The organism is Nocardia sp. alder85J (assembly GCF_020176955.2).
GTDB lineage: Bacteria > Actinomycetota > Actinomycetes > Mycobacteriales > Mycobacteriaceae > Nocardia.
Window position 1 is genome coordinate 1,172,817 of sequence record NZ_JAIUCZ020000001.1, and the last position, 13,196, is coordinate 1,186,012.

At 69.7% G+C, this 13,196-nt stretch carries 10 protein-coding genes; 1 reads left to right on the plus strand and 9 read right to left on the minus strand.

Annotated elements, in window-relative coordinates; translation table 11 throughout:
• The first annotated feature begins 65 nt into the window (after positions 1-65).
• Positions 66-452 (plus strand): winged helix-turn-helix transcriptional regulator, encoded by a 387-nt coding sequence (locus LBW94_RS05445; RefSeq protein WP_225060768.1) that lies wholly within the window; start codon positions 66-68, stop codon positions 450-452.
• 233 nt (positions 453-685) lie between these two features.
• On the opposite strand, the gene nuoN is transcribed toward LBW94_RS05445, so the two are convergent.
• From nuoN to nuoE, 9 genes are read right to left on the minus strand one after another with little or no spacing between them, the layout of a single operon-like run.
• Positions 686-2,323, minus strand: coding sequence for an NADH-quinone oxidoreductase subunit NuoN (nuoN, locus tag LBW94_RS05450; protein WP_225060767.1), 1,638 nt, complete (start codon positions 2,321-2,323; stop codon positions 686-688).
• Entirely contained in the window at positions 2,320-3,954 is a 1,635-nt protein-coding gene (locus LBW94_RS05455; RefSeq protein ID WP_225060766.1) for an NADH-quinone oxidoreductase subunit M, read from the minus strand. Before LBW94_RS05455 ends, nuoN begins: the two co-directional genes overlap by 4 nt.
• Complete coding sequence (nuoL, locus tag LBW94_RS05460; protein WP_225060765.1) at positions 3,951-5,840, minus strand: NADH-quinone oxidoreductase subunit L; 1,890 nt, start codon at positions 5,838-5,840, stop codon at positions 3,951-3,953. Before nuoL ends, LBW94_RS05455 begins: the two co-directional genes overlap by 4 nt.
• 1 nt (position 5,841) lies before the next feature.
• The gene (nuoK, locus tag LBW94_RS05465) at positions 5,842-6,141 is read right to left on the minus strand and encodes an NADH-quinone oxidoreductase subunit NuoK (RefSeq protein ID WP_019926335.1); all 300 of its coding nucleotides are present in this window, start codon (positions 6,139-6,141) and stop codon (positions 5,842-5,844) included.
• Positions 6,138-6,929 carry an NADH-quinone oxidoreductase subunit J gene (locus LBW94_RS05470; RefSeq protein WP_225060764.1) on the minus strand — a complete coding sequence of 264 codons (792 nt, stop codon included), beginning with the start codon at positions 6,927-6,929 and terminating at the stop codon, positions 6,138-6,140. Before LBW94_RS05470 ends, nuoK begins: the two co-directional genes overlap by 4 nt.
• Positions 6,926-8,695, minus strand: coding sequence for an NADH-quinone oxidoreductase subunit NuoH (nuoH, locus tag LBW94_RS05480; RefSeq protein WP_225060763.1), 1,770 nt, complete (start codon positions 8,693-8,695; stop codon positions 6,926-6,928). The genes LBW94_RS05470 and nuoH overlap by 4 nt, the downstream gene beginning before the upstream one ends.
• Entirely contained in the window at positions 8,688-11,150 is a 2,463-nt protein-coding gene (locus LBW94_RS05485; protein ID WP_225060762.1) for an NADH-quinone oxidoreductase subunit G, read from the minus strand. The genes nuoH and LBW94_RS05485 overlap by 8 nt, the downstream gene beginning before the upstream one ends.
• Positions 11,147-12,487, minus strand: a complete 1,341-nt coding sequence (gene nuoF / locus LBW94_RS05490; protein WP_225060761.1) for an NADH-quinone oxidoreductase subunit NuoF — start codon at positions 12,485-12,487, stop codon at positions 11,147-11,149. Before nuoF ends, LBW94_RS05485 begins: the two co-directional genes overlap by 4 nt.
• On the minus strand, positions 12,484-13,182 hold the full coding sequence (gene nuoE / locus LBW94_RS05495) for an NADH-quinone oxidoreductase subunit NuoE (RefSeq protein WP_225060760.1): 699 nt from the start codon (positions 13,180-13,182) through the stop codon (positions 12,484-12,486). The genes nuoF and nuoE overlap by 4 nt, the downstream gene beginning before the upstream one ends.
• Between the last annotated feature and the right edge of the window lie 14 nt (positions 13,183-13,196).

The following is a 13,196-nucleotide window of genomic DNA, read 5'->3' on the forward strand; positions in this document are numbered from 1 at the left end:
ACCGGTATTGGAAAGTACCCACTATTTACTTCGGTACTTACTGTTTGGTTAGTGAGGAGGCAGTCGTGGCAAAGGGACCGAGGTCGGGACCGTACATCTGTGGCATCGACGCCGCGCTGGACGTCGTGAGCGGCAAGTGGAAAGGCCTGGTCCTGTGGGAGCTCCACGCTCACGGCACCCGTCGCTTCGCCGAACTGCGCCGCGCGCTGCCGGGGGTCAGCGAGAAGATGCTCACCCAGCATCTGCGCCAGATGGAGGAAGACGGTCTCGTCCACCGCAAGGTCTATGCGGAAGTGCCACCGAAGGTCGAATACTCCCTCACCGACGCAGGTACCTCCCTCAACGAGGCCCTCCGCCCACTCGGCGAGTGGGGTCGGGAACGACTCCGCCGAGAACGTCTCGAGGTCACCGATATCGACACCCCGCAGACCGTGGCGCCAACAACGTCCTGACCCGGGGTCGACACAGTTGCGCGGGGGTCCGGCGCTGAGGCGCTGTTCGACCAGGCGTCGCGCCAGGACGACTCGAAGGTCACCGCACATAGCGAGCTGCTCTATGCGGTAACTCCCCAGCGTGACTTTTCTCGTCGATGTTCCCGGACCCCTGATTGTGCCCGTCTCCGATGACGGTGGACAGCGGTGTGCCCCGGACGCATTCGCCCGGGGCACACCGTGTCGACCGGCACTCAGCGCACGAAAACCGCGGCCTTGTCGGCCAGGTCCAGCAGCGGCTGGGGCGTGATGCCCAGCAGCAGGGTGGCCGCCGCCGTCACGACGACCACGGCCGTCGAGATGGGCGGGGTCACCACCACGGGTGCGTCCGCCGGGGCGTCGGTGAAGAACATCAGCACGATCACCCGGATGTAGAAGAACGCGGCGATCGCGCTACAGATGACGCCGACGATCACCAGGGCGGACGCGCCACCGGCGGAGGCGGCCGAGAACACCGCGAACTTGCCGACGAAGCCGCTGGTCAGCGGGATGCCCGCGAAGGACAGCAGGAACAGTGCGAATATCGTTGCCGGCCAGGGGGAGCGGCGGCCGAGCCCGGCCCAGGCTTGCAGCGCGGTGGCCTCCGCACCGGCCCGGTCGCGGACCAGGGTCACCACGGCGAAGGCGCCGACCGTGCTGATGCCGTAGGCGGCCAGGTAGAACAGCACCGCCGACGCGGGGCGCGAATAGCCGGTGCCGCCGGTGCTGATCCCGGCCAGGGCGGTGAGGATGAAACCGGCGTGGGCCACCGACGAATACGCCAGCATCCGCTTCACATCGGTCTGGGTGACGGCCATGACCGCGCCGACCGCCATGGTCGCGATCGCGACCGCCGCCACGATCGGCCGCCAGTCGTCGCGGATGCCCGGCACCGCTATTTGCAGCACGCGCAACAACGCACCGACTGCGGCGATCTTCGTGGCGGCGGCCATGAAGCCGGTGATCGGGGTCGGCGCGCCCTGGTACACGTCCGGGACCCACGCCTGGAACGGTACCGCGCCGATCTTGAACAGCAGCCCGACGGCGAGCATCGCCAGGCCCAGCACCGCCAGCGTCTTCGAATTCGAGTCCCGCGCCACCGCATCCGCAATGCCGTCGAACCGCACGGTGCCCGCGTAGCCGTAGAGCAGCGCCATGCCGTAGAGGAAGAACGCCGACGAGAACGCGCCCAGCAGGAAGTACTTCAGCGCCGCCTCCTGCGACTGCAACCGCTGCCGCCGGGCCAGCCCGCACAGCAGGTACAACGGCAGCGACAGCACCTCCAGTGCCACGAACATGGTCAGCAGATCGTTCGCGGCCGGGAACAGCAGCAGCCCGGCGACCGCGAACAGCGCCAGCGGGAACACCTCGGTGGTGGCGAAACCCGCGCGCTCGGCGGCCACCTCGTCGGTGCTGCCCGGCACCGCTGCGGCCTGCGCGGTGAACGGGTCGATCACCGCGGCGCCGCCCGCGGCCGCCCGGCTCCACGCGCCCGGACCGTCGCGCCGCACCCGCGCCAGCCGGGGTGCGATCCCGCGTTCGGCGATCAGCGGCAGGCTCAGCGCCGCCACCACCAGGATGGTGCCCTGGAGGAACAGCGTCACGTCGTCGATCGCGACCGCACCGGCCATCGCGGTGGTCCGGGTGCCGGCGAGCCCGATCACCGCGCCGAACGCGACCGCCAGTCCCGCGAGCCCGAGCAGCAGGTGCAGCGAGTAACGCCACGCGCGCGGCAGGAACGCCTCCACCAGCACCCCCGCGACGGCCACGCCGAACACGATGAGCATCGGTGACAGATCCCGATATTGGATCGACGGGGCGGGCACCACCGCGGCGAGCAGCTGGCCGGTCATCGCACACCTCCCTGGTTCGCCACGGCCTCCGGTTGCGGGACCGCCGGTGCCGGATCGTGTTTACCGATGGTGGTGAGCGTCGACGCCACCGCCGGATCGATGCGATCCAGCACCGGTTTCGGATAGGCGCCCAGCACCAGCAACGCCGCCAGCAAGGGCACCACCACGACCAGTTCCCGCGGCAGCAGATCCCGCAACTTCTCGTTGCCCGCGCGCACCGGCCCGGTCATCATCCGCTGGTACAGCCACAGCACGTACAGCGCCGCCAGCACCAGCGCGCTGGTCGCGCAGACCGCGGCCACCGGATAGCGGGTGAAAGTGCCCACCAGCACCAGGAATTCGCTGACGAACGGCGCCAGACCGGGCAGCGACAGCGTGGCCAGCCCGGCGATCAGGAAGGAACCGGCCAGCACCGGCGCCACCTTCTGCACCCCGCCGAACGCCGCGATCGCGCGAGTTCCCCGGCGCGACACCAGGAATCCCGCGACCAGGAACAGCGCCGCGGTGGAGATGCCGTGATTGACCATGTACAGCGTCGCCCCGGCCCCACCCTGATTCGTCATCGCGAAGATGCCCAGGATGATGAAGCCGAAATGCGAGATCGAGGTGTAGGCGATCAGCCGCATCACATCGGTCTGCCCGATCGCCAGCAGTGCGCCGTACCCGATGCCGATCACCGCCAGCGCGCTGATCAGCGGCGCGTAGGTCGAAGCGGCAGCAGGGAACAGCAGCAGGCAGTAGCGCAACATGCCGAAGGTGCCGACCTTGTCGACCACCGCCATCATCAGCACCGCCCCGGCGGGGGTCGCCGACACCGCGGCATCGGGCAGCCAGGTGTGCAGCGGCCACAGCGGCGCCTTCACCGCGAAGGCGAACATGAAGCCGAGGAACAGCGCGTTCAGCACCGCGGGCCCGGCGCCCAGCTGACCGGAGTTGGCCGCGGCCACCACCGCCCGGAAATCGAAGGTGCCGCTGCCGGCCCCGCCGGCCATGCCGCCGCCGAGGTGCTGCCGGGCGGTGACCACGTACAACCCGATCACCGCCGCCAGCATGATCAGCCCGCCGAACAGGTTGTACAGCAGGAACTTCACCGCCGCGCGGGCCCGCTGCTGCCGCAGCGCCACATTGTCCCCGCGCGGTCCGAACCCGCCGATCAGGAAGTACATCGGGATCAGCATGACCTCGAAGAACACGTAGAACAGCAGGATGTCCAGCGAGGTGAACGAGATCAGCACCATCGACTCGACCACCAGCATCAGCGCCACGTAGATGTGCGACACCCGGGCCCCGCCGCCGGCCGCACCGCTCACGTCGTCGTTCCACCCGGCCAGCAGCAGCAACGGCATCAGACCGGCCGTCAGCAGCACCAGCACCAGCGCGATGCCGTCCACGCCGAGCAGGTACCCGGCTCCGAAAGCCGGTATCCACCGGTGTGATTCGACCAGCTGGTACTGCGCCCCGCCCGGTTCGAACCGCACCGCGACCACGATCCCGATCGCCAGCGTGGCCAGCGCGAACGCCAGCCCCGTCCAGCGCGCCGCGGTCCGCCGGCCCGCCGGCAGCGCCGCCACCACGACCGCACCGGCCAGCGGCAGCACCCACAGCGTCGTCAGCCAAGGAAACTCGTTCACAGCAACCTCACCGCCAGCAGGGCGGCGACCACCAGGGCCGCGCCGGTCAACATGGACAGGGCGTACGAGCGCACGAAACCGGTCTGCACGTGGCGGATCCGGGCCGACAAGCCGCCGATCAGGGCGGCGGTGCTGTTCACCAGGCCGTCGATGCCGCGGGTGTCGACGAATACCAGCGACCGGGTCAGATACTGTCCGGGCCGCATGAACGCCGCCTCGTTGACGGCGTCGCCATAGAGATCCCGGCGGGCGGCGACCGTCAGCGCCGACACGTTCTCCGGAGCCGCCACCGGCACCTCGCGCCGCCCGTACTGCCGGTAGGCCACCGCGACGCCGGCGGCCACCACCACCAGCGCCAGCGTGGTCACCGCCCAGGACGGCAGGCTGCCCTCCGGATGTTCTTCGCCGACAACCGGTTTCAGCCAGTTCACCAGCGACGAACCGTAGACCAGCAGGCCACCGGAGCAGACCGAGCCGAGCGCCAGCAGGATCATCGGCCCGGTCATGCTCACCGGCGCCTCGTGCGGATGCGCGTCCTCGGCCCAGCGTCGCGGCCCGAAGAAGGTCAGCAGCATCACCCGGGTCATGTAGAACGCGGTGATCCCGGCGCCGAGCAGTGCCGCCACCCCGAGCGTGGTCCCGGCGGGCCCGCCGTAGCCGAACGCCGCCTCGATGATGCGGTCCTTGGAGAAGAAGCCCGCGAACGGCGGCACCCCGATGATCGCCAGGTAACCGAGTCCGAAGGTGACGAACGTGATCGGCATGACCTTGCGCAGGCCGCCGTAGCGGCGCATATCGGTTTCCTCGTCCATCGCGTGCATCACCGAGCCCGCGCCGAGGAACAGTCCGGCCTTGAAGAAGCCGTGGGTCAGCAGGTGCATGATCGCCACCGCGTACCCGGCCGGTCCCAGCCCGGCGGCGAGCACCATGTAGCCGATCTGGCTCATGGTGGACGCCGCCAGCGCCTTCTTGATGTCGTCCTTGGCGCAGCCGATCACCGCGCCGAACAGCAGGGTGACCGCGCCGACCACCAGTACGCCCGCGCGAGCCCCGGGCGCGAGATCGAAGATCGGATTCGAGCGGGCGATCAGATAGACCCCGGCGGTGACCATGGTGGCCGCGTGGATCAGCGCCGACACCGGGGTCGGGCCCTCCATCGCGTCCCCGAGCCAGGACTGCAACGGCACCTGCGCGGATTTGCCACAGGCGCCGAGCAGCAACAGCAGTCCGATCGCGGTCAGCGTGCCGGTGCCCGCGTGCGGCGCTCCGGCGAAGACGCCGTGGAAGTCGACCGATCCGAAGGTCGCGAACATGACGAACAGCGCGATCGCCAGGCCCATGTCGCCGACCCGGTTCACCACGAACGCCTTCTTCGCGGCCGCCGCCGCGGACGGCTTGTGGAACCAGAACCCGATCAGCAGATACGAGGCGAGACCGACGCCCTCCCAGCCCAGATACAGCACCAGGTAGTTGTCGGCGAGCACCAGCACCAGCATGGCCGCGAGGAACAGGTTCAGGAATCCGAAGAACCGCCGCCGCCCGGGATCGTGCTTCATGTACCCGACCGAGTACAGGTGGATCAGCGATCCGACCCCGGTGATCAAGAGTACGAAGCACATCGACAGCTGATCCAGTTGCAACGCGAAGTCCGCGTGCAGCCCGGCGACCGGCACCCAGCTGAAGAAGCTGTGGTAGAAGCCCCGATCGGCGGCGTCGCGGCCGAGCATGTCCGTGAACGCCCACACCCCGACCCCGAACGACGCCAGCGCCGTCAGGCAGCCCAGCCAGTGACCCCACCGGTCGGTGACCCGCCCGGTGCACAACAGCAGCATCGCGCCGGCCAGCGGCAGGGCCGGCAGCAACCAGAGTTGATCCGCGCTACCCATGTCAGTACTTCAGCAGGTTGGCGTCGTCGACCGAGGTCGACCGACGGGCGCGGAAGATGGTCATGATGATCGCCAGCCCCACCACGACCTCGGCGGCGGCCACGACCATCGTGAAGAACGCGAACACCTGACCGTCCAGGTTGTGGTGTTCCCGGGCGAAGGTGACGAACGCCAGGTTCACCGCGTTCAGCATCAACTCGATGCACATGAACACCACGATCGCGTTGCGCCGCACCAGCACACCGGCGGCGCCGATGGTGAACAGCAGGGCGGACAGATACAGATAGTTGTCCGGATTCACCGTGAGCCTTCCTCGTCAGGGGCGGTACCGACACCGGCGACCGCGGCCTCGGTATGGGCGCGATGTTTGCGTTGCCGCAGAATCGAACTGACCGACAGTTCGGCGAACGAGCCGTCCGGCAGCCGGGCCGGCGAGTCGACGGCGTTGTGCCGGGCGTACACCCCCGGCGTCGGCAGCGGCGTGACCCGATGCCCCTCCCGGAACCGGCGCTGCGACAGTTCCCGCTGATCGGTGCGCGGCCCGAACCGTTCCCGGTGCGCGAGCACCATCGCGCCGAGGGTGGCGGTGATCAGCAGCGCCCCGGTCAGTTCGAAGGCCCACACGTAGCGGATGAACAGCAGTTCGGCCAGCGCACCGATCGGATCGGCGGTGAATCCCGGACCGGTCTGCGCCACCGAGTCGTCGCGGACCCCGCGCGAGATCGCCGAGATCAGCAGCAATCCGAAGCCGACGGAGACCAGCAGCACCGCGATCCGGTGCCCGCGCAACGTCTCCCGCAACGATTCCGCCGAATCGACACCCACCAGCATCAGCACGAACAGGAACAGCATCATGACCGCGCCGGTGTACACGACGATCTGCACGATGCCCAGGAACAACGCGTCCTCGGCGATGTAGAACACCGACAGCGAGATCATGGTGCCGGCCAGGCACAGCGCCGAATGCACCGCCTTGCGCGACCAGACCGTGCCCAGCGCCCCGGTCACGGCGACCACCGCGAGCACCCAGAACAGCACCGCCTCCCCGCCGGAGGTCCGGGCCGCGTTCTCCGCCAGCTCCGTCGTCATCGCACACCTCCACCAGCCGGGGCCGGATTCTCCTCGGGCGCAGGCTGTTCCGCATCCGGGACCGTGCCGAGGTAGTAGTCGGCCTCGGTGGCGCCGGGAGCCATCGCGTGCGGCGGCGGTGTCATGCCCGGGGCCAGCGGCGCCAGCAGCCGGTCCTTCTCGTAGATGAGGTCGCCGCGATTGTCGTCGGCCAGTTCGTATTCGTTGGTCATGGTCAGCGCTCGGGTCGGGCACGCCTCGATGCACAGGCCGCAGCCGATGCAGCGCAGGTAGTTGATCTGGTAGACCTGCCCGTAGCGCTCGCCGGGGGAGAATCGCTGTTCTTCGGTGTTGTCGGCGCCTTCGACGTAGATGGCGTCGGCGGGGCAGGCCCAGGCGCACAGTTCGCAGCCGATGCACTTCTCCAGCCCGTCGGGATGCCGGTTGAGCTGGTGGCGGCCGTGATAGCGCGGTGCGGTCGGCGTCTTCACCTCGGGATAGAACTCGGTGTTGGGCTTCTTGAACATGGTGGCCGCGGTGACCGCGAAACCGGCCAGCGGATCCAGCAGCCCGGATTTCGCGGGTTCCGGGGCCGGGGTGTCCGGCAGCTCCGGCACCGGATAGGGTGACACCGACTCGGCAGCAGGCGGTTCCGTGACGCCACGGGCCTTACCGGCACGCAGCGCGACCCCGATCAGCAGCAGCGAGACCACGATCCCGCCACCCACCAGACCGGCGGTCTGCACGTGATATCCGTTGTCCTGCAACACCTTCAGCGTCGCCACGATCATCGCCCAGAGCAACGACACCGGAATCAGCAGCTTCCAGCCGAGATTCATGAACTGGTCGTAGCGCAGTCGCGGGAGGGTGCCGCGCAGCCAGATGAACACGAACAGGAAGGTCCAGATCTTCAGCGTGATCCACAGCACCGGCCACCAGCCCGCATTCGCGCCGTGCCACAGGTTGATCGGGAACGGCGCGTGCCAGCCACCGAAGAACAGCGTGCTGGCCAGCGCCGACACCGTGCCCATGTTGATGTACTCGGCCATCATGAACATCGCGAACTTCAGCGACGAGTACTCGGTGTGGAAGCCGCCGACCAGTTCGCCCTCGGCCTCGGGCAGGTCGAACGGGGCCCGATTGGTCTCGCCGACCATCGACACCGCGTAGATCAGGAACGACGGCAGCAGCAGGAAGACGTTCCAGGTGCCCCACTGGTGGGCGACGATCCCGGAGGTGGACATGGTGCCCGACAGCAGGAACACCGCCGCGAAACAGGCCGCCATCGCGATCTCGTAGGAGATCACCTGCGCCGTCGACCGCAGCCCGCCCAGCAGCGGATACGTCGACCCGGAGGCCCAGCCCGCCAGCACGATGCCGTACACGCCGACCGAGGCCATGGCGAGGATGTACAGCACCGCGACGGGCATATCGGTCAGTTGCAGCGGGGTGTGGGTGCCGAACACCGACACCTCCGGGCCCAGCGGGATCACCGCGAACGCCATCACCGCCGGGATCAGCGCGATCACCGGGGCCAGGACGAAGATCGGCTTGTCGACGATCGCCGGGACGATGTCCTCCTTGAGCAACATCTTCACGCCGTCGGCCAGCGATTGCAGGCTGCCGCGCGGCCCGACCCGGTTGGGCCCCACCCGCATCTGCATGTAGGCGACGATCTTGCGTTCGATCAGCACCGCCAGCAGCGGGATGAGCAGCAGGTACACGAACACCGCGACCGACTTCACCACCACCAGCCACCACGGATCGTGGCCGAAGACCTCACTCACCGTCGTCCTCCCGTCCGATGCGCACCAGATGACCGGGGGCGGCGGCGAGTTGCTCGTACACCACCGACCCGGGTGAATTCAGTGGCAGCCACACCACCCGGTCGGGCATGTCGGTGACCGTCAGCGGCAGCACGATCGCGCCGCGGTCGGTGCTCACCCGCACCGGATCGCCTGCGGCAGCGCCGATTTCGGCGGCGGTGGCCGGTGACAGCCGGACCGTGGCCGGGCGGGCGGTGCCGGCCAGGCCGGGTTCGCCGTCCTGGAGCAGGCCGCGGTCGAGCAGCATGCGCCAGCCCGCCAGCACCGCGGTGCCCGCCGCCGGATCCGCGGCGGCCGGCGGCGGCACCGACGGCGTCGCGATCGGCAGCCCGTCCCAGACCCCCAGCTCGGCGAGTTCGGTTCGGGCCGAGGCGATATCGGGCACACCGAGATCGATGCCGAGTTCGGCGGCCAGCGCGTGCAGCACCCGGTGGTCGGCCAGCGGCGCGGCCGTGCGGCGCACCGTCGCGTCGGCGAGCGCGGGCTCGAACGGGCGGGGCCGGCCCTCCCAGGTGAGGAAGGTGCCGGCCTTCTCCATCGCCGAGGCCACCGGGAGTACCACGTCGGCGCGGTCGGTGATCGCGGTGCGGCGCAGTTCCAGGCTGACGACGAAGCGGGCGGCGTCGACGGCGGCGAGCGCGGCGGCGGTGTCGGGCAGATCGCCGAGTTCCACACCGCCGATCACCAGTGCGCCCAGATGCGCTGCGGCGGCGAGGATCGCGGTGGTGTCGCGGCCCGGGGTCACCGGCAGTTCGTCGATGTTCCAGGCGTTCTTCACCTGCTGGCGGGCACGGGGATCGGCCAGCGGCCGCCCGCCGGGCAGCAGGTCCGGCAGCGCGCCGGCCTCCAGTGCGCCGCGTTCCCCGGCCCGGCGCGGGATCCAGGCCAGCGCCGCGCCGGTGTCGTCGGCCAGCCGGGCCGCCGCCGACAGCGCGCCGGGGATTCCGGCCAGCCGCTCCCCGGCCAGGATCACCGCACCCGGTTCCCGCAGTAACCGGCCCAGATCCGAGAGGTCGTCGGTGCGCAGCGCGTCCAGTCGCGCGGCCTCGCCGCCGGGGGCGGTGGCGAGCAGGCGCCCGGAGAGGTTGCGCAGGCCACGGGTGGCGAACGGGGCCAGCGCGTGGATCGGCAGGCCGCGCTTGCGGGCGGCCTTGCGCAGCCGCAGGTGCACGATCGGCGACTCCTCCTCCGGCTCGAAGCCCACCAGCAGCACCACCGGCGCGGATTCCAGATCGGCGTAGGCGATCAGTTGGCCCTGGCCCGCGATCCGGGCCGCCAGGAAGTCGGCCTCCTCCGCCGAGTGCAGCCGGGACCGGAAGTCGATATCGTTGGTGTGCAACGCGATTCGCGCGAGCTTGGTATACGCGTAGGCATCCTCGACCGTGGCCCGCCCGCCGACCAGCACACCCGCGTCGCCGTGTGCCGCGGCCAGTCCCTCCGCGGCACGGGCCAGCGCCTCCGGCCAGGAGACCGGGACCAGTTCGCCGTCCCAGTCCCGGATCAGCGGGGTGGTCAGCCGATCCGGCTCGGAGGCGTAGGCGAAGGCCCAGCGGCCCTTGTCACAGTTCCATTCCTCGTTGACCGCCGGATCGTCACCGGCCAAGCGGCGCAACACCTTTCCACGCCGATGGTCGGTGCGCTGGGCGCAGCCGGAGGCGCAGTGCTCGCACACCGCGGGGCTGGACACCAGATCGAACGGGCGGGCCCGGAACCGGTAGGCGCTGCCGGTCAGCGCGCCGACCGGGCAGATCTGCACGGTGTTGCCGGAGAAGTAGGAGTCGAACATCTCCTCGCCCGGCGCGGCCAGGCCCATCGACGACGGGGTGCCGACCTGTTGCAGCGCACCGCGATCCATCAGTTCGATGAACGGATCACCGGCGACCTGCTCCGAGAACCGGGTACAGCGCGCGCACAGCACGCAACGTTCCCGGTCCAGCAGGACCGCGGACGACAGCGGAATCGGCTTGGGGTAGGTGCGTTTCTCGCCCTCGAAGCGGGATTCGGCGCGACCGGCCGACATGGCCTGATTCTGCAACGGGCATTCGCCGCCCTTGTCGCAGACCGGGCAGTCCAGCGGATGGTTGATCAGCAGCAGTTCCATCACCCCCGCCTGCGCCTTCCCGGCGACGGGCGAGGTGAGCTGGGTGTGCGCGATCATTCCCTCGGTGACGGGAATCGTGCAGGACGCCACCGGTTTCCGCTGCCCCTCCACCTCGACCAGGCACTGCCGGCAGGCGCCGACCGGGTCGAGCAGAGGATGGTCGCAGAACCGGGGGATCTGCACGCCGATCAGCTCGGCGGCCCGGATCAGCAGGGTGCCCGGCGGCACACTGACGGTGGTGCCGTCGATGGTCACGCTCACCAGCTCGGCGGGGGTCACCCCGCCGCCTGCGCCGGTGCTCACGGTCGCGGTCATCCGGCGATCCCTTCGGTCGTGGCGGCGGATTCCGGTGCGGTACTGCCGGTCCCGGCCCAGGCCGTGGACCGGGCCGGATCGAAGGGGCAGTGCCCACTGGCCAGATGCTGGAGGTACTCCCCGCGGAAGTACTTCAGCGAGGAGAAGATCGGGCTGGCCGCGCCGTCGCCGAGCGCGCAGAACGACTTGCCGTTGATGTTGTCGGCGATGTCGGTGAGCGTGTCGAGATCGGCCTCGCTACCCTGTCCGGCCTCCAGCCGTTCCAGCAGCTGGACCAGCCAGTAGGTGCCCTCCCGGCAGGGCGTGCACTTACCGCAGGACTCGTGCGCGTAGAACTCCGTCCAGCGCAACACCGCTCGCACCACGCAGGTGGTGTCGTCGAAGATCTGCAACGCCTTGGTGCCCAGCATCGAGCCGTGCGCGGCCACGTTCTCGTAATCCAGTGGCACGTCCAGATGTTCGTCGGTGAAGATCGGCGTCGAGGAGCCACCGGGGGTCCAGAACTTCAGCTCGTGCCCGGCGCGCACCCCACCGGCGTGGGTGAGCAACTCGCGCAACGTGATTCCCAGCGGGGCCTCGTACTGGCCGGGCCGGGTCACGTGCCCGGACAGCGAATAGAGGGTGAAGCCCGGCGATTTCTCGGTGCCGAAGGAGCGGAACCAGTCCACCCCCTCGGCGAGGATCGACGGCACACTGGCGATGGACTCCACGTTGTTGACCACGGTCGGGCAGGCGTACAGGCCCGCGACGGCCGGAAACGGCGGCCGCAGCCGGGGCTGGCCGCGGCGGCCCTCCAGCGAGTCCAGCAGCGCCGTCTCCTCCCCGCAGATGTACGCGCCGGCCCCGGCGTGCACGATCAGCTCCAGATCGAAACCGGAGCCGAGGATGTCGCGGCCGAGATAGCCGGCGTCGTAGGCCTCCCGGACCGCGGTCTGCAACCGCCGCAGCACGGGCACCACCTCGCCGCGCACGTAGATGAACGCGTGCGCGGCGCGGATGGCGTAGGCGGCGATGATCACGCCCTCGACCAGGGTGTGCGGGGTGGCCAGCAGCAGCGGAATGTCCTTGCAGGTACCGGGTTCCGACTCGTCGGCGTTGACCACCAGGTAGTGCGGTTTGCCGTCGCCCTGCGGGATGAAGCCCCATTTCATGCCGGTCGGGAAGCCGGCGCCGCCGCGGCCGCGCAGCCCGGCGTCCTTCACCGTGGCGATGACCTCGTCCGGGCTCATCCGCAGCGCCTTCGGCAGGGCCCGGTAACCCTGGTGGCGCCGATAGGATTCCAGCGTCCACGGCTGCGGTTCGGCCCAGTGCCGGCTCAGGACCGGGGTGAGCGTCATCGCGGGCCGCCCTGGTCCGGTGCGGCGTCGGCGGCGGCCAGCCCGGCCAGCGACTCCGGGCCCAGCGGTCCGTCGTTGGCCTGCGGTCGCTCGTCCGGGAATCCGGCCAGAATGCGCTCGGTCTCCCGGAAGGTGCACAGCGGGGCGGCGCTGCGGCTGCTGGTCACCGGGCGGCCCGCGCGCAGCGCGTCGACGAGTTCCGTGGCGGTGGCAGGGGTCTGGTTGTCGAAGAACTCCCAGTTCACCATCACCACGGGGGCGGCGTCGCAGGCCGCGTTGCACTCGATGTGCTCGAGGGAGATGCTGCCGTCGTCGGTGGTCTGGCCGTGTTCGACACCCAGATGCCGCTTCAGGGCGGCGTAGATCTCGTCGCCGCCGAGCACCGCGCACAGCGTGTTGGTGCAGACGCCGACATGGAATTCGCCGGTCGGGGTGCGGCGGTACATGGTGTAGAAGGTGGCGACGGCGGCCACCTCGGCCTCGGTCAGGCCCAATCGGTCGGCGCAGAACCGGATTCCGGCGCCGGTGACGTACCCGTCCTCGGCCTGCACCAGGTGCAGCAGCGGCAGCAGCGCCGAGCGCGGCTGCGGATAGCAGTCGACGATCTGCTTGGCGTCCAGGGCGAGCCGGTCGCTCACCGCTTTCGGGTACGGCTGCGTCCGCGGGGTCAAGGGTACGAAGATCTCCGAACTCATCGCTGCGCTCCGCT